This window comes from Actinomadura syzygii (assembly GCF_008085905.1).
Classification (GTDB): Bacteria; Actinomycetota; Actinomycetes; order Streptosporangiales; family Streptosporangiaceae; genus Spirillospora; species Spirillospora syzygii.
Genome location: NZ_VSFF01000004.1, coordinates 255,727 through 273,098, shown reverse-complemented (window position 1 = coordinate 273,098; position 17,372 = coordinate 255,727). Strand labels below are relative to the sequence as shown.

Here is a 17,372-nt window from a genome sequence, read left to right as displayed (position 1 = left end):
CGGCCGCCGATGTCGAGTCCGCGGAGCCGTCGGCGCTTGCGGTGGTCACAGTCCCCATGCCCGCCGGTAGGCCGACATGAAGTCGACCGGTGCCCGGTACGGACCCGAGCCCGGCAGGTTCACCTCGGAGTCGATGATCTGGAAGCCCATGCCCGACGGCGCGGGAGGCTCACCGGCGAAGGCCCGGATGAGAGTGTCGATCGACGCCCATCCGTACCAGTCGATCGGCTGCCCGATCGCGGCGCTCTGCCCCTGGTTCTGCCGGATCAGGCCGAGGTTCGGCGGCAGTCCCTCGCCGCCGATCAGCTTCACGTCCGCCCGGCGGGGCGAACCGGCGACGGCCTGGCCCGCGCCCGCGAGCACCAGCGAGTCCAGCGGTACCGCAACCCAGTTCGCCCGCGGATTCTTCAACAGCGCCGACTCGATGATCTGCCGGGTGCTGCCAAAGGACTGGTGCGTCACCTCGACCGTCTCGACCTCGCAGGACGCGCACTCTTTCATGCCCCGCTTGAATCCCTCGTGCAGGGCGGCGCCGATGTTGGTCCCCGTGAAATGCAGCTCGATCACGTTGGCCGTGCCGCCGGAGCGTGCCTTGACCCACTCGGCCCGGGCCACACCGATCGCCTGCTGATATGCCTCGTTGGTCCGGTACTTCGCAGAGGGGACGACCGACTCGGTGAACAGCTTCTCGCCCGTGGCGCTCTCCCCGGTGTCGCAGTCGAAGCCCCAGAAATTGATGGTCGTGATCTTGGCGGTCTTCGCCTCACCGAGTGGTTCCTTGACGGCCGCGCAGTCGATCGCCTCTGTCACGATCGCATCGACCTTCGCCGCGACCCCCTGGCGGACACAGCCGGCGAACGCGCCACCCGCGTTGAGCTTGCCGTCACATATCTGGGCGGTCCATCCCACTGTCTCGGCCGCCTTCTTCGCGGCTTCGGCGCCGGTCTGGCAGCCGATGGCGCTCTGGCCGCAGGAGACGATCCAGATCTTCTTGTCGCTCGCGACGGCCGGAGCCTTCGCCGGTGGCCGCCCGTAGGTGCTGGTCCCGGCCAACTCCGCGAGCGCCGCCGGCATCGTGCCCGCTCCACGGCTGGATGACCGGACATCGGACGATCCGCAAGCGCTGAGTGTGAGTACGAGTACACCGATTGCGGCAATACCTTGGATTCGGCGTGAGCCTGCCACTGTCATACCTCCTGGATCCTTGCCCGCGACGTGCGCAAGCCATGTCGCTCCGCCGAGACACCGCTGGCCGTGCAGCGGCGACTTGTACGGAGTGCGGTCGAAGCTAAGCTGCGCTCATCATGGCTGTCAAGCAATGTGCGGGTTCTACCTGCACTTCCATGCCAGATCTCGTCAGGCGTACAGTCGTACGCCAAGCGGCCCTGACGGGTGTGTTCGTGAAGCGCCCGCCCGCGGTCTCACCGTCATCAAGGCGTCCGGTTCCCGGCAGCACGCGATGTCGCTGACAGAGGCCGCGAACGAGACCGGACTGGCGCGCAGGACGCTCGGGTGCCTGGGTGCGTGGCTGATCGAGCGACTGGAGGACGAACCGCGAACGCCCGGACGCCATGTGTTCGAGCAACATGCGCGCGGAAGCCGGGCACGCGCCCCTCCTGGGCGGAACGTCTAAGCCGAGCTCCTGGTCGCCCTTCGCCAAGATGACCACGACGCTCGCGAGACTTAGACCGTCACACGATGACCTCGTTCGTCCTATCGCTGGCTATCGAGAGATCTTTCCCTGCTCGGCGTCATGACGACTGCCCCCGGCTCGTCGGAGGAAGCGGTGAGGCGGCGAGTCGGGGAGTGCCAGTGATGGGTGCAGCAGCTGCGACGGCGGGATGTTGACGCGTTGCGCGGGAGCCGATCCGGCACCGGTAACGGCGGGCGTTCGACCGTACCGTCGGCGTCACCGGTCCCGGTCGGGGTGGGGGCTCGCCTCGGTTCGCGCGTGGCGGCGCAGCGCGCCCTGCTGCCGGTACCAGTCCAGCAGGTCGGGACGGTCGACGCTGGCGGGGTCGAGTATCGAGTCGAGGTCGTCGCCGCGCAGGAGTCGCTTGACCGGCACTTCGAGTTTCTTGCCGGTGCGTGTGTGCGGGATGCCGGGGGCGCGGTGGATCTCGTCGGGGACGTGCCGCGGCGACACCCCGGCGCGGATCGCGGTGACGATCCGCGCCCGGAGGTCGTCGTCGAGTTCGACGCCATCGGCGAGGGTCACGTACATCGGCATCCAGTAGCCGCCGTCGGGTTCTTCCAGCCCGACCACGAGGGCTTCGGTGACTTCGGGGATCTCTTCCACCGGTCCGTAGATGTCGCTGCTGCCCATGCGCACGCCGCGGCGGTTGAGCGTCGCGTCCGAGCGCCCGTGGATGACCACCGATCCGTGCCCGGTGACGGTGATCCAGTCTCCGTGCCGCCACACTCCGGGGAAGGCATCGAAGTAGGACGTCCGCAGGCGCTCGCCGTCGGGGTCGTTCCAGAACCGCAGCGGCATCGACGGGAGCGGTCGGCGGACGACCAGTTCGCCGACGTCGCCCACGACCGTGCGGGCCTTGGCGTCGTAGGCGCACAGGTCGACGCCCAGACACGGTGCCGACAGTTCCCCCGCCCAGACCGGCAGGTTGGGCGCGGACGACGCGAACCCGCTGACGACGTCCGTGCCGCCGCTGCACGAACTGACCTGGACGGACGGCGGCACCTGCGCCATCCACCATTGGTGGAGGTCTGTCGGGAACGTCGAACCGGTGACGCACACCGCGCGCAGGGCGTCCAGTTCTCTGTCGCCGATGTCGACGCCGGCCTTCTGGCAGGCGGACAGATATCCGGGACTGGCCCCGAGGACCTGTACCCGCCATCGCTCGGCCAGTTCCCACAACCGGTCGACCGCGGGGTGCGACGGGCTGCCGTCGTAGCAGACGACACTCACGCCCTCCAGCAGCGCCCCGACCAGGAAGTTCCACATCATCCAGCTCGGGCTGGTGTACCAGAACAGGCGGTCGCCCGCCCGCAGCCCGAGATGCATCGACATCTGCTTGCGGTGTTCAAGGATGACGCCGCCGTGCCCGTGGACGATGCCCTTGGGCCGCCCGGTCGTCCCGGATGAGAACAGCACCCAGAGCGGGTGGTCGAACGGCAGCGCCACCGGCTCGATCGCCGTGGCGCCGCCGGTGAGCAGGTCGTCGAAGGACTGGGCGCCGGGGAGCCGCGCGTCCCGCTCGCCCACGATGATCGTCGTGCGCAGTGACGGCATCGTCTCGCGCAGGCGCGCCACCTCGGCGCTCCGGTCGATCGTCCTGCCGCCCACCGTCGCGGTGGTCGCGGCGACCAGCACGAGCGGATCGAGTTGCCCGAGGCGGTCCGCCGCGGCCGCGCCCGCGTAGTCGAGTCCGCAGACCGCCCAGACCGCGCCGATGCTCGCGGTCGCCAGGAAGGCGACCACGGCCTCGACGCCGTTCGGCAGGTAGCCGACGACGCGGTCGCCGACGCCGACGCCGCGTGCCCGCAACGCGGCGGCGACCGCCGCGGCCTGCGCTTGCAGCTCGCCCCAGGTGACCTCGCGGCGGGCGCCGGTCTCGGTCTCGGCGACGACGGCGACGTCATCGGTCGGACGGTCGCGGAAGACCTCGGCCGCGTAGTTGAGGGTGGTTCCGGGAAACCACCGTGCCCCCGGCATGGACCGATCGGCCAGAGCGGGAGTCCCGGGCGGAAGGGACGGCATGCCGAGGTGTTCCCACAGCGTGGTCCAGAAGGCGTTGGGTTCCTCGACCGACCATCGCCACAGGTCCCGGTACTCGCGTAGATCACGCCCGGAGGTCGCGGACGCCCGCCGCGCGAACGCGGCGACGGGCGAGGCGTCGGCGAGGGCCGGGTCCGGAACCCAGTCGGGGGTCTGGCCGTCCGTGTCCCGGCGTGCTCCGTCCGTGGCCTGGTGCGTGCCGCTCATGGCTTGGTCCGTTCCGACCGCTCGGTCCGCGCGGACGCCTCCGCGTCGGGCCCCTCCGCGTCGGGCCCCTCCGCCGCGCCCACGCCCGAGAGCAGCACCTGTGTGGTGCGCGCGATGTGGTCGCGCAGCAGCTCGGCGGCGCGGTCGGCGTCGCGCTCCAGTGCCGCGTCCAGGATCGCGCGGTGCTCGCCGGCGACGTCGCGGTCGTTCTCGTTGCCCAGCGGTCCGGCCCAGCGCCGGTAGAGCTCGGACTCCTCGCGCAGCCGGGAGGAGACCTCGATCATCCGCGTACTGGGGCAGCCGGTGAGCAGCGCGTGGTGGAAGGCCCCGTGGGCGAGGTACCAGTCGTCGAGGACCTTGGCGGACGCGGTGAACTGCGCGGTGTCGATGCGTGACAGCCGGTGGTGCGCGGCGAGGATCTCGCTTTCCCAACCGACGTCGCCGTGGGTGACCGCGAGCCTGAACGTGGCGCCCTCGATCTCCACGCGCGCGAGGGTGATGTCGACCAGCTCCGCGTGGGACAGCTCGGCGACGCTGTAGCCGAGGCGGGGCTGGAAGCGCACCAGCCGGTCGGCCACGAGCCGCGACAGTGCTTCGCGGGCGACGCCGACGCTGGTGCCGTATCCGGCGCACAGCTCGGGGAACTTCAGGCGGCTGCCGGGTTCGAGGACGGCGGCGAAGATGTCCGCTCGTATCTGCTCGTACACCCGGTCGGCGTTGGTCGGCTTGGCGTCTGCGCGGGGAGACATGCGAACAGACTACCGAGATGCGAACACTATGGATAGGTTTCGAAAGTTCTTGACACATACGAAAGTCTGGTCCAAGGTGATATGGGTCACGACCTGAAGGGACTTTTCGGATATGCGGATTGCCAACATCGACGCCCGCGCGGTGCTGCTCGACGAGGCCGGCAGGGGCCTGGACATCGCCGCCGCGAGCGACGGCGAGTTCGGTCCCTCGATCCACGGGTTGTACGGCCGATGGGATGAGTTCGCGGCCTGGGCGCGTGCCCGGCGGCGGGCTGTCGGTCCCGGCGCCTACCGGGACATCGACCTCGGCAGGGCGCTGCCCCCTTCTCCGACGCCCGCACAGGTCTTCGCGGTCGGCCTCAACTACGCCGACCACGCCGGCGAGTCCGGTGTCGAGCCGCCGGCCGAGCCCGCCGTGTTCACCAAGTTCGCCACCTGCCTCACCGGCGCCGACGCCCGGGTGGTCCTGCCCGCCGGGACCGTCGACTGGGAGGTCGAGCTCGTCGTCGTGATCGGCCGCCGGGCCCGCGACGTCGACGAGGCGGACGCGTGGGACCACGTCGCCGGCCTCACCATCGGGCAGGACCTGTCCGAGCGCACCCTCCAGCACACCGGGCCGATGCCCCAGTTCAGCCTCGCCAAGTCCTACGAGGGGTTCGGCCCGATGGGCCCGGTCCTGGTCACGCCGGACGAGTTCCCCGACCCCGACGACCTCGCCATCGGCTGCCGCCTCAACGGGGAGGCGGTGCAGAAGTCGCGGACCAAGCACATGATCTTCCCGGTGCCGGTGCTGATCGCCAAGCTGTCCGCGGTGACGACCCTGCTCCCCGGCGACGTCATCTTCTCGGGCACCCCCTCCGGAGTCGGCGCGGCGCAGAACCCGCCCCGGTTCCTCGGCCCCGACGACACCCTGGTGTCGTTCGTCGAAGGCGTCGGCGTGATGACGCAGACGTTCGAGAGGGCGTGAGGACGCCATGGCACTGCACCGTCTGAACTCGGTCACCATCGGCGTCCCCGACCCCGGGCGCACCGGCGAGTACTACGGCCAGTTCGGTCTGCGCGCCGAGGACGGCGGCTGGTTCTCCACGCTCGACGGCGGGCGGCAACTGCGCGTGGTGGCCGCGCCGACGCGCCGGCTGGTCGCCATGGAGATCGCCGTGGACGACCCGGACGACATCTCCCATATGGCCGCGCGACTGCGGCGGCTGGAGCTGCCGACCGACGCGGGCCCCGACCGCTTGAGCGTCGTCGAGCCGGTCAGCGGGGTCCGGGTGGACGCCGCCGTCCTGCCCCGCCTCGAACAACCGGCGGCCGAGCCGGTCGTCTACAACGGGCCCGGCGCCCCCGCCCGCGGCACCTCGCGGGCCCCGGGCATCCTGCGCACCGGGCCGGTCCGTCCGCGCAAGCTCGGGCACGTCGTCATCGGGTCGGTCGACCAGCCCGCCAGCGAGCGGTTCTTCACCGCGGGCGTCGGGCTCAAGGTCAGCGACGTCGTCCCCGGCCGGGCCGCGTTCATGCGCTGCTCGTCCGACCACCACAACGTCCTGGTGAGCCGGGCGCCGGTGAACTTCCTCCATCACACCTCGTGGCAGGTGGACGACGTGGACGAGATCGGCAGGGGCGCGACCGCGATGCTCGAAGGCCACCCGGAGCGCCACGTGTGGGGCCTCGGCCGCCACCACATCGGATCGAACTTCTTCTGGTACCTCAGGGACCCCGCGGGCAACTTCTCCGAGTACTACTCCGACCTCGACTGCATCGTCGAGGACGCGCTCTGGAAGCCGCAGGTCTGGGACGAGGCGCACAGCCTGTACAGCTGGGGACCGCCGCCACCGCCGTCGTTCATCACCCCCGAGGACCTGGCCGGTCTCATGGCCGGTGCGCACTCGGCCCCCTGAGCAGGGAGAGGAAACATGGACCCACAGCGCGATTCGTGCGACGTCGTCGTCGTCGGCGCGGGACCGGTCGGTCTGACGCTGACCCTGCTGCTGGCCCTGAAGGGCCGCTCGGTCGCACTGGTCGACCCGAACCGGATCGTCTGCCAGCATCCGCGCGCCACCCACCTGGACGACGAGACCATGCGGACGCTCCAGACCCTGGGAGCGGCCGATCTCGAACCCCGGTTCCTGCGCCAGCGGGCATGGAAACTCACGGCGGACGGCGCCGTCTTCCTGGAGTTCCACATGCCGGGCGGGGACTCCGACCAGGGATGGTACGCCGACTACCAGTTCCACCAGCCCGACTTCGAGTCCAGACTGCGCGGCCTGCTGCTCGACCGGCACGTCGACCTGCGGCTGGGGGAGACGGTCGTCGACTTCGAGCAGGACGACGACGCGGTGACGGTCACCATGGCCGACGCGGCGACCGGGGAGCTGCGGAGCCTGCGCGGCGGCTACCTGGTGGGCGCGGACGGCGCCAACTCCCTCGTGCGCCGGCTGCTGGCGCCCGAGGTCCAGGACCTCGACGGGACCCAGCGCTCGCTGATCATCGACGTCCACCCGTTCGAGCCGCCCGCGACCCTGCCGGACACCGAGGGGTTCGTCGCGTGCGACGGGGAGCGGCCGCTGACCTTCGTGCCCATCTTCCCGCCGAAGCTGCGCTTCGAGTTCATGCTGAACGACGAGGACGACAAGGCCGCCTGCGAACGGCCGCAGAACGTCTACCGGCTGCTCGACCCCTGGCTGCCCCCGGGCGGCTACCGCATCCTGCGCACCGACGTCTACGAATGGCACGCGCGCCTGGTGCGCGGCTGGCGCGACCGGCGGGTGCTGCTGGCCGGTGACGCCGCCCACGAGATGCCGCCGATGCTCGGGCAGGGCATGTGCTCGGGACTGCGCGACGCGATGAACCTCGCGTGGAAGCTCGCCGCGGTGGCCGACGGCGCGGACCCGGCGCTGCTCGACACCTACGAGAGCGAACGCGCGCCCCACGTCCTGCCCTACATCGTGGAGTCGGCCCGCCAGTCCAACCTCATCGAGTCGTTCGCCGATCCGGCCAACCGCCCGGAACCGGGATCGCCGCCGCAGACCCTGATCCGGCACCGGCCGCTGCTCGGGCCCGGCCTCACCGGCAGCCCCGCCGACCCGGTCGGGCAGCTCATGCCGCAGCCGGTGTCCGAGGACGGCGCCAGGCTCGACGACATCGTCGGCTACGAGTTCCTCGTCGTCGGCCGCGCGGACGTGCTCGGCGCGGTGTCGGCCGCGACGCGCTCGGCCTGGGCCGCGCTGGGAGCGGCCGTCATGGACTCGCCTCCGCCGTCGATGCTCTCCTGGCTCGACGCGCACCACGCGAACGCGGCGATCGCGCGTCCGGACCGCTACTGCTTCGCGGTCGCCGGCACCGCCGGGGAGCTCGACGCGGCGTCGGCCGACCTGGCGTCCCGCGTCCTGCCGGTGAGGACCCCGGCATGACCGCCCGGCCCACCCCCGGCGGCGGCGCCGTGAGCGTCTACGCCGAGGGACTCACCTGGGGCGAGGGTCCGCGCTGGCACGACGGCGCGCTGTGGGTGTCCGACACCCAGGGCGGCAGGCTGTGGACCGACGCGACCGGCGCCTGGACGGCCACCGAGCTGAGCACACCGTCCAACGGCCTGTGGTTCCTGCCAGACGGGCGCCTGGTCGGCGCGCTGATGAACGAGGGGCGGATCGGGGTGTGGGACGGGCGGGACTGGGAGACCTACGCCGACCTCGGCCCGCTGGGCGCCGGACCGCTCGGCGACCTCGTCGGCGATGCCCTCGGCAACCTCTACGTCGACGACGTCGGATTCGCGGCCGCGCGGGGCGAGGCGGTCCGGCCGGGCCGGCTCATCCTCGTCCGCGCCGACGGGACCGCGGAGGTCGCCGCCGAGGACGTGGAGTTCCCGAACGGCATGGCGCTGCTGGACGGCGGCCGGACGCTGGTGGTGGCCGAGACCTCGCGCCAGTGCCTCACGGCGTTCCGCGTCCGGGACGACGCGACCCTGCACGACCGGCGCCGGTACGCCGACATCGCGGACCTGGCCGGGCCCGACGCGCGCCCGGACGGCATCTGGCCCGCCGCCGAAGGAGTGTGGGCGGCCACGACGACCGGGCAGTCGGTCGTCCGGGTGGTCGACGGCGCCGCCGCCGACCGCATCGACACGGCCCCGCACTACCCGATCGCCTGCTGCACGACCGACGACGGCGATCTGCTCGTCACCCTCGCCGACACCGATGGCGCGCCGCTCATGCACGCTCTGGCTCACAAGGCCGTCAGCACGCGGGTCTTCCGCTACCACGCCCCCTGATCACACACCTGAAGCCACCCACCCCCACCCGTTCGGAGAGTCCCATGCACGACAGCTCTGTCAAGGCTGCCCAAAAACCGGTTCGGCGTCTGCTCACGACCGTCTCCGCGGCCGTTGCCTGCCTTGCTCTGGCGGCGTGCGGCAGCGACACGGTGGCGACGAGCAGCGGCGGACCCGCCTCCGAGGCGGGCAAGAAGGCCGCCGCCGCGCTCGCCGCGCGGTCGAAGCCCTTGAGCGCGGCGCCGGAACTCGGGCAGCCGTTCGACGTCCGCGCCCTCAAGGGCAAGACCGTCTACTACATCCCGATCGCGCTCAAGGTCGGCCACTTCCCGATCATCGTGACCAATTTGACGTCGGCGCTGGGGAAGGCCGGCGTGTCCGTCCGCACCTGCGACGGGCAGGGGAACCCGTCGGGCATCAGCGCCTGCCTCGACCAGGCCGCCGCCGCCGGACCCGGCGCGATCATCACCGACTACATCCCCTACCAGATGGTCCCGACGGCGTTCGAGCGGGTGAAGGCGAAGGGGATCCCGCTGCTGATCGCCGGCGCGAACGCGCCCGCGGGCACGGCGCAGACCCCGAAGTTCGCCTTCGGGAACGCCGACTCGCAGGGCTTCCCGCTGATGAGCGGGCTGACCGACGCCGTGATCGCCGACTCCGACGGCAAGGCGAACCTGCTGTTCCTCGAAGTCACCGACAGCGAGTCCACCACCAGCGCCGGCGAGCACGCGCTCGCGCAGCTCAAGCAGAACTGCGCCGGCTGCACCGTGACGGTGAAGAAGATCAACCTGAGCCAGATGAAGAACGTCGGCTCGCTGGTCAGCAGCGCGCTCCTCACCGACCCCAAGATCAAGTACGTCGTGCCCCAGTACGACACCTATCTCGCGGCGGTCATCGGCGGGCTGCAGTCCAGCGGCAAGGCGGCCGCCGTCAAGATCGCCACGACCGGGAACACCCTGGCGGCGGTGCAGCAGGTGAAGACCAACCCCCGGCTGATCGCGGTCGTCGGCGTCAACTCGCCCTACCTCGCCTGGACCGAGGCCGACTCGGCGCTGCGCATGATGGCCGGGCAGACGCCGCCGGCCGCCTATCCCGCCATTCCCCGCACGTTCACCAAGGACAACGTCTCCGGTCTGACGTTCGACCCCGCCCATGAGGCGAGCGGCGCCTGGTACGGCGACCCGGCGCTGATCCAGGACGCGTTCACGAAACTGTGGACCACACGGTGACGGCCACCCCTCGGCTGGAGCTGGAAGGGCTGTCGAAGTCCTTCGGATCCTTCCGCGCCCTGCGGGAGGTGGGCCTGTCGGTCATGCCGGGCGAGACCCACGCGGTCGTCGGGCAGAACGGCTCGGGCAAGTCCACCCTGATCAAGATCCTCGCCGGGTACCACGCGCCGGACCGCGGCGGCCGGATCCTCGTCGACGGCGCGCCGCTGCCCCTCCCGGCACGGCTGCGCGACCTGCGCGCCGCGGGCATCGCGCTCGTCCACCAGGACTTCGGCCTGCTGGACGAGCGGTCGGTCGCCGAGAACATCGCGGTCGGCGCGTTCGCCGTCCGCAGGCGGTCCCGCCGGGTGGACTGGGCCGCCGAACGCGCGCGGGCGGCCGAGATCCTCGCACGGCTGGACGTGCGGGGGCTCGCCCCGGACACGCTCGTCGGCGGACTCGACCCGGCGCAGCGGTCGGCGGTCGCGATCGCGCGGGCGCTGCGGAACCAGCGGCCGGGGGAGGGGCTGCTCGTCCTGGACGAGTCGACCCGGGCACTCCCCAAGGACGGCCTTGAGGACTTCTACCGCGTCCTGCGCACCGTCGTCGGCGCGGGCGGCGCGGCCCTGATGGTGTCGCACAACCTTCAGGAGGTGCTGCGGGTCGCCGACAAGGTCACCGTCCTGCGCGACGGGCAGGTCGTCGAGGCCGCCCGGGACGCCGCCGACCTCACCGAGCGCGACGTCGCCCGGATGATGCTCGGACGGACGGTCACCCAGGCCAGGCACGTCCGGGAACCGAGCACCGGCGGCGGGCCGCCCGTCCAGGTGCGCGGCCTGCGGGGACGGGCGCTCCAGGACCTCGACCTCGACCTCGCGCCCGGCGAGGTCGTCGGAGTGACGGGCGTCGCGGGCGGCGGCTGGGAGGAGATCCCCTACCTGCTCGCGGCCGCGCGCCGCGCGCGGGCCGGACGGGTGCGCGTGGCGGCCACCGCGCTCGACCTGGCACGCGCCGATTCCGTCGACTGCATCCGCGCGGGCATCGCCCTGCTTCCCGAGAACCGCATCGCGCACGGGCTCGCGACGACGCTGACCGTCGCCGAGAACGTGACGCTGCCACGGGTGCGCCAGCACGGCCGACGGTTCGCGATCGGCCGCGCGTGGCAGCTGAACGAGGTCGCCGCCGTCCTCCGCGACCTCGACGTGCGCCCGCGCCGCGCCGACGTCCCGGTCGGCCAGTTGAGCGGCGGCAATCAGCAGAAGGTCATGCTCGGCAAATGGCTCGCGGGCCGCCCGCGGCTGCTTCTGCTGCACGAGCCGACCCAGGCCGTCGACGTCGGCGCCCGCGAGGACATCCTGCGCGCCATCTCGGCGACCGCGCGGCAGGGCGTGGCCGTCCTGTTCGCCTCCATCCAACCGGCCGACCTGGCCGCGGTCTGCGACCGGGTGCTGGTCGTCCGCGACGGCCGGGTCGCCGCCGAGGTCGACGAGCCGACCGAGCAGGCGGTCGTCGAATCCGTCTACGCCGACGACCGGGCGTCGGCCGCACAGAAGGGCTGAGCCATGCGAGCCACCGACGCGCCCGATCCTCGGACGCTGACGAATCCGCCGAGCACGAACGGCGACTCCCCGCCATCCGACACCCCGTCATCCGACACCCCTCCATCCGACACCCAGCCGTCCGGCGCCGGGGTGTCCGGCACCGGGCCGACGTCCGCGGACGGCGGCGACCTCACGCGCGGCGCCGTGCGCTGGCACCAGTTCTCTAGCCGCTACGCCATCGTCGGCATCTGGGCGCTGATGTGCGTGGTGTACGGCGCCCTGATGCCGGACTCGTTCCTGCAGGCCGACACCTTCCGCAACATCTTCGCCTCACAGCAGGCCCTGGTGTTCCTCGCGCTGGCGGCGATGCTCACCTTCGTCGTCGGCGAGTTCGACCTGTCCATCGCCTCGACGCTCGGACTTTCGGCGACGCTCGTCCCCGTGCTGGCGGTCCTGCACGGCTGGAACCTGGCACTGGCCTGCGTCGTCGCGGTCCTGGCCAGCTCGCTGGCCGGGCTGCTCAACGGGATCCTCGTCGTGAAGGTGGGCGTGCCCGCGCTGATCGTGACACTCGGCAGCTCCACCCTGCTGCTCGGCATCGCCTCCCTGGTCTCACACCAGACGACCGTCTCGGGTCTGTCGCCCTCGTTCGCCGACCTGTCCATCCGCCGGTTCGCGGGACTGCCCGTGAACTTCTACTACGGGCTCGTCCTCGCCCTGGCCATCGGCTACGTGCTCACCTTCACCCCGCTCGGACGGCACATGGCGTTCGTCGGCGCCAACCGGGAGGTCGCCCGGCTCGCCGGCGTCGCCGTCGACCGGATCCGCATCGGCGCGTTCGTCGCCGGCAGCACGGTGGCGGGCATCGGCGGCCTCCTCCTCGTCGCGTCCGTCGGCGGGTACGACTCCACGGTCTCGCCGACCTACCTGCTGCCGGCGTTCGCCGCGACCTTCCTCGGCACCGCGGTGATCCGGCCCGGCCGCTTCAACCCCCTCGGCACGCTCGTCGCGATCTACTTCCTCGCCACCGGCATCCTCGGGCTGCAGATGCTCGGGTCCACCGGCTGGATCGAGAACGTGTTCTACGGCACCGCCCTGATCATCGCGGTGTCGGTGTCGACGATCGTCCGCCGCCGCACCTCCACCACCTGAGCCGCCGACACAGAAGAGCCGCCGGAGAAAGGAGAGACGTCCGTGCGCTACATCGCGCTCGAAGAAGCCTTCGCCATCCCGGACCTCGCCGCGCGCCAGCCCGCGACGCCGATGGGCATCAAGGTCACGTCCGAGTACGCCGCGATGGTCGGCCGCAAGATCATCGATTTCGAGGAGCACCGCCTGCCCGACATGGACGCGAACGGCATCGACGTCCAGGTGCTGTCGCTGACCGTCCCCGGCATCCAGGCCGACGAGTCGCCCGCCGCCGCGCGGGACAACGCCCGGTTCGCCAACGACTTCCTCGCCGAGGCGGTCGCGGCCCACCCCGACAGGTTCAAGGGCTTCGCGGCACTGCCGCTCCAGGATCCGGCCGCGGCGGTCGCGGAACTGCGGCGATGCGTCGAGGAACTGGGGTTCGTCGGCGCGCTCGTCAACGACCACACGCACGGGCGTTACCTGGACCACCCGTCCTACGACGATGTGTGGGCGGCCCTTGAGGAACTCCAGGCGCCGCTCTACCTCCACCCGGGCTCCATCCCGGCGGACGACTGGCATCTGCTCGACGGGCGGCCCGAACTGTACGGCGCCACCTGGAGCTGGCAGGCCGAGACCGGCGGGCACGCGCTGCGAGTGATCTACGGCGGGGTGTTCGACCGCCATCCCCGGGCCACCCTGATCCTCGGGCACCTCGGCGAGTTCCTCTCCTTCCAGCGCTCGCGCCTGGACTCGCGCTACCGCACGCTGGCCCTGAGCCGGTCCCTCGACCGGATGCCGTCGCAGTACATCGGCTCCAACGTCCTCGCCACCACGAGCGGGATCCTCGCACCCGAAGCGGTCCAGGCCGCGGTGCTGACCGCGGGCGAGGACGCGGTGATGTTCGCCGTCGACTACCCGTACGAGGAGACCGCCGACGCGGTCGCCGCGGTGGCGAAGGCGGACCTGCCCGAATCCGTCAAGGCCAAGATCGCGCACGGCAACGCCGAACGCGTCCTCGGCCTGGCACGATCCCAGGAAGGCTGACCCGACCCATGACGATCTACGACCACCGCTGGGCGAGCGCGGGAGCGCTCGACCCGTTCGCCGTGCACGACCCGGCGGACGGGACCGAGATCGCCTCCGTGCGCCCGCACACCAGCGCGGAGATCGACGCGGCGATCGACCGGCTCGCCGGGGCGCAGCGCGGCTGGGCCGCCCGTCCGGCCGCCGAACGGGCACGCGCGCTCATCTCGGCCGCCGACGCCCTCCGCGCCGACGCCGAGGAACTGGCCCGCATCGAGACGCGGGAGAACGGCAAGCCCCTCGACCAGGCGATGGGCGACGTGTTCGCGGGGATCGGGCTCTTCGACTTCTTCGCCGGCGCGATCACGGCCGAGCGGGGACAGGCGCGGCACACCCCGTTCTCGCTGGACACGACCCGGCTCGTCCCGTTCGGCGTGGTCGCCGCGATCATCCCGTTCAACTGGCCGCCGATCCACACCGCGGGCAAGCTCGCACCGGCCCTCGCGGCCGGGAACGCGGTCCTGCTCAAGCCCGGCCCGCAGACGCCGATGACGCCCACCCGCATGTGCGAGATCATCGCCGCGGCGCTCCCCGATCCCGTCGTCGAGGTCGTCCACGGCGGCGCCGACCAGGGCGCGTACCTCGCCGCGCACGAGGGTGTCCGCAAGGTGGCCTTCACCGGGTCGCCGGGCGCGGGACGCGAGATCATCAAGGCGGCCGCGACGCACTTCACGCCCACGCTGATGGAACTCGGCGGCAAGAACTGCCTGATCGTCTGCGCGGACGCCGACATGGACGACGCGGTGGCGTGGGCGATCGAGGGCGCGTTCTTCAACCAGGGCGAGGCGTGCACCGCCGCGTCGCGGATCCTGGTGCACCGGTCGCGGCACGAGGAGTTCCTGGCCGGGTTCGCCGCCGCCACCCGCAAACTCGTCGTCGGACGCGGCTCGGACCCGGGAACCCACGTCGGCCCCGTCGTCACCGCCGAGCAGCGCGACCGCGTCCAGCGCTACCTCGACATCGGCGCCGCCGAGGGCGCCAGAGTGGTCGCGACCGCCCCCGTCCCGTCGGATCCGGCACTGGCCGGCGGCTACTGGGTGGCTCCGACGGTGCTCGACGGCGTCACCGGCGACATGCGGGTCGCCCGCGAGGAGATCTTCGGACCGGTCACCTGCGTCATGACGTTCACCGACGACGACGAGGCGGTGGAGATCGCCAACGGCACCGAGTTCGGCCTCATCGCCGGTGTGTTCTCCGCCGACATCGCGCGAGCCGTCTCGATCTGCGACCGCCTCGACGTCGGGATGACGCTCGTCAACAACTACAACCGCGCCCTGACCGGCAGCCCGTTCGGCGGAACCAAGGCCAGCGGATACGGCCGCGAACACTGGCTGGGAACGCTGGAGGAGTACGGCTATCCGCGGCTGCTGCGGGTGCCCAACGGCCATCAGCCCGTTCCCCGGTGGGCCACGATCGAGGGGATCGTCCCGTGACCGCTTCTCCACGTCCGCACCACGGCCGGGTCGCGGTCGTCACCGGCGCGGCCAGGGGCTTCGGCGCGGCGATCGCCGAAAGCCTCGCCGCGGCGGGCGCCGCGGTCGCGCTGATCGACCGCGACGACGCTTCAGCGGTGTCGGACCGCATCACCGCGGCAGGCGGCACCGCCTGGACCCACACCGCGGACGTCACCGACGAGGCCGCGGTCGCCGGCGCCGCCGAGCGGATCCTCAAGCAGACCGGCGCCCGCGCGGACATCCTGGTCAACAACGCGGGAATCATCGACGTGCGCGACTTCTTCGACACCGACTACCCCGCGTGGCGCCGCGTGCAGTCGGTCAACCTCGACTCCCAGTTCCTGCTGGCGAAGGCGTTCGTCCCCCGCATGCGCGAGCGCGGGTGGGGCCGCGTCGTCAACATCGCCTCGAACACCTTCGGCCTGGCGGCCCCGCATCTGACGGCCTATATCGCCAGCAAGGGCGGCGTGATCGGGTTCACCCGCGGCCTGGCCAGCGACCTGGCGCCGCACGGCATCACCGTCAACGCGGTCGCCCCGACCGCGTCCCGCACTCCAGGCGGCGTCGCCAGCATCACGGAGGAGACCTTGCAACTCTCGGCACAGCTCCAGGCGATCAAACGGGTCGGCGTCGCGGACGACATCGTCGGCACGGTGAGCTTCCTGGCCTCCGACGCCGCAGAGTTCATCACCGGCCAGACACTGGTCGTCGACGGGGGATGGGTGCGCTCATGACCGCCACCAGACCCGAAGCCGTCATCGTCGCGGCGGCACGATCGCCGATCGGGCGGGCGCACAAGGGCTCCCTCGCCTCGATGCGGCCCGACGACCTCGCCACGGCGATGGTGCGCTCGGTACTCGGCGAACTGCCCGCGCTGGCCCCGCGCGAGATCGACGACCTGATGCTCGGCTGCGCGCAACCGGCCGGAGAATCCGGGCACAACCTCGCGCGCGCCGTCGCGGTCCTCGCCGGAATGGACCACCTGCCCGGCGTGACCGTCAACCGGTACTGCTCATCCAGCCTTCAGACGACCCGCATGGCGATGCACGCGATCCGCGCCGGCGAAGGCGAGGTGTACATCTCGGCCGGCGTCGAGACCGTCAGCCGCTACGGCTCCGGCGCCTGCGACGACCTGCCCGGCACGCACAACCCGCTGCTCGCCGAGGCCGAGGCCCGCACCGAGGACCGGGCGGCGGACGGTCACGAGGCGTGGACCGACCCCCGCTCCGCGGGACGGATACCCGACCTCTACATGACGATGGGGCAGACCGCCGAGAACGTCGCCCAGCACGCGGGGGTGACCCGGCAAGCCCAGGACGAGTTCGCCGTCCGGAGCCAGAACCGAGCCGAGAAGGCGATCGCCGACGGCTTCTTCGACGCCGAGATCACCCCGGTGGCGCTGCCCGACGGCACCGTCGTGTCCGCCGACGACGGACCGCGGGCGGGCGTCACGCTCGATGCGGTCGCCGCCTTGAGGCCGGTGTTCCGCCCCGGCGGGACGGTGACCGCGGGAAACTGCTGCCCGCTCAACGACGGCGCCGCGGCGCTGGCGGTCATGAGCGACCGCAAGGCCGCCGAACTGGGCGTCCAGCCGCTGGCGCGGATCGTCTCGACCGGCGTCTCCGGCCTCTCACCGGAGATCATGGGACTCGGACCGGTGGAGGCGTCCCGCCGAGCCCTGGCCCTCGCGGGGATGACCATCGACGACATCGACCTCGTGGAGATCAACGAAGCCTTCGCCGCACAGGTGATCCCGTCCGCGCGAGAACTCGGAATCGACGAGGACCGGCTCAACGTCAACGGAGGCGCGATCGCCCTCGGCCACCCCTTCGGCATGACCGGCGCGCGGATCACCACGACGCTGATCCACCTGCTCCGCAGCAGAGACAAGCAATTCGGGCTGGAAACCATGTGCGTCGGCGGCGGGCAGGGCATGGCAATGATCATCGAAAGACTCAGCTGACCCGCGCACCCGAAACGCTCGCCCTCCCGCCCCTCA

General features: G+C 71.6%; 14 protein-coding genes. 11 read left to right on the top strand and 3 right to left on the bottom strand.

Translation table 11 applies throughout. The features are described 5' to 3' along the window. Nucleotides 1-45: 45 nt before the first annotated feature. The 3 genes from FXF65_RS11295 to FXF65_RS11285 all read right to left on the bottom strand — a co-directional run bounded on the left by FXF65_RS11295 (nucleotide 46) and on the right by FXF65_RS11285 (nucleotide 4,692). Nucleotides 46-1,191 carry a sugar ABC transporter substrate-binding protein gene (locus FXF65_RS11295; RefSeq protein ID WP_148349713.1) on the bottom strand — a complete coding sequence of 382 codons (1,146 nt, stop codon included), beginning with the start codon at nucleotides 1,189-1,191 and terminating at the stop codon, nucleotides 46-48. Nucleotides 1,192-1,909: 718 nt separating this feature from the next. Continuing rightward, nucleotides 1,910-3,943 carry an acetoacetate--CoA ligase gene (locus tag FXF65_RS11290; protein WP_148349712.1) on the bottom strand — a complete coding sequence of 678 codons (2,034 nt, stop codon included), beginning with the start codon at nucleotides 3,941-3,943 and terminating at the stop codon, nucleotides 1,910-1,912. Next, nucleotides 3,940-4,692 carry a GntR family transcriptional regulator gene (locus FXF65_RS11285; RefSeq protein WP_148349711.1) on the bottom strand — a complete coding sequence of 251 codons (753 nt, stop codon included), beginning with the start codon at nucleotides 4,690-4,692 and terminating at the stop codon, nucleotides 3,940-3,942. Before FXF65_RS11285 ends, FXF65_RS11290 begins: the two co-directional genes overlap by 4 nt. Nucleotides 4,693-4,804: 112 nt before the next feature. Here FXF65_RS11285 and FXF65_RS11280 point away from each other — a divergent pair, with 112 nt between their 5' ends. From FXF65_RS11280 to FXF65_RS11230, 11 genes are all read left to right on the top strand, one after another. Next, on the top strand, nucleotides 4,805-5,659 hold the full coding sequence (locus tag FXF65_RS11280; protein ID WP_148349710.1) for a fumarylacetoacetate hydrolase family protein: 855 nt from the start codon (nucleotides 4,805-4,807) through the stop codon (nucleotides 5,657-5,659). A 7-nt stretch (nucleotides 5,660-5,666) separates the two neighbouring features. Continuing rightward, a complete protein-coding gene (locus tag FXF65_RS11275) occupies nucleotides 5,667-6,590 on the top strand; it encodes a VOC family protein (protein WP_148349709.1) in 924 nt (307 codons plus the stop codon). Between the two features lie 15 nt (nucleotides 6,591-6,605). Continuing rightward, complete coding sequence (locus FXF65_RS11270) at nucleotides 6,606-8,102, top strand: bifunctional 3-(3-hydroxy-phenyl)propionate/3-hydroxycinnamic acid hydroxylase (protein WP_148349708.1); 1,497 nt, start codon at nucleotides 6,606-6,608, stop codon at nucleotides 8,100-8,102. Next, entirely contained in the window at nucleotides 8,099-8,956 is an 858-nt protein-coding gene (locus FXF65_RS11265) for an SMP-30/gluconolactonase/LRE family protein (protein WP_148349707.1), read from the top strand. Before FXF65_RS11270 ends, FXF65_RS11265 begins: the two co-directional genes overlap by 4 nt. A 152-nt stretch (nucleotides 8,957-9,108) precedes the next feature. Further along, nucleotides 9,109-10,185: a sugar ABC transporter substrate-binding protein gene (locus tag FXF65_RS11260; RefSeq protein ID WP_148349706.1), complete on the top strand. Its 1,077-nt coding sequence runs from the start codon at nucleotides 9,109-9,111 to the stop codon at nucleotides 10,183-10,185. Then, entirely contained in the window at nucleotides 10,182-11,723 is a 1,542-nt protein-coding gene (locus tag FXF65_RS11255) for an ATP-binding cassette domain-containing protein (protein ID WP_222868504.1), read from the top strand. Before FXF65_RS11260 ends, FXF65_RS11255 begins: the two co-directional genes overlap by 4 nt. Before the next feature lie 3 nt (nucleotides 11,724-11,726). Next, nucleotides 11,727-12,857, top strand: a complete 1,131-nt coding sequence (locus FXF65_RS11250) for an ABC transporter permease (RefSeq protein ID WP_148349705.1) — start codon at nucleotides 11,727-11,729, stop codon at nucleotides 12,855-12,857. 42 nt (nucleotides 12,858-12,899) lie between these two features. Next, nucleotides 12,900-13,880, top strand: coding sequence for an amidohydrolase family protein (locus FXF65_RS11245; protein ID WP_148349704.1), 981 nt, complete (start codon nucleotides 12,900-12,902; stop codon nucleotides 13,878-13,880). A gap of 8 nt (nucleotides 13,881-13,888) precedes the next feature. Continuing rightward, nucleotides 13,889-15,352, top strand: coding sequence for an aldehyde dehydrogenase family protein (locus FXF65_RS11240; RefSeq protein WP_148349703.1), 1,464 nt, complete (start codon nucleotides 13,889-13,891; stop codon nucleotides 15,350-15,352). Beyond that, nucleotides 15,349-16,107, top strand: a complete 759-nt coding sequence (locus tag FXF65_RS11235) for an SDR family NAD(P)-dependent oxidoreductase (protein WP_148349702.1) — start codon at nucleotides 15,349-15,351, stop codon at nucleotides 16,105-16,107. Before FXF65_RS11240 ends, FXF65_RS11235 begins: the two co-directional genes overlap by 4 nt. Then, nucleotides 16,104-17,336: an acetyl-CoA C-acetyltransferase gene (locus FXF65_RS11230; protein ID WP_148349701.1), complete on the top strand. Its 1,233-nt coding sequence runs from the start codon at nucleotides 16,104-16,106 to the stop codon at nucleotides 17,334-17,336. Before FXF65_RS11235 ends, FXF65_RS11230 begins: the two co-directional genes overlap by 4 nt. Nucleotides 17,337-17,372 lie beyond the last annotated feature (36 nt).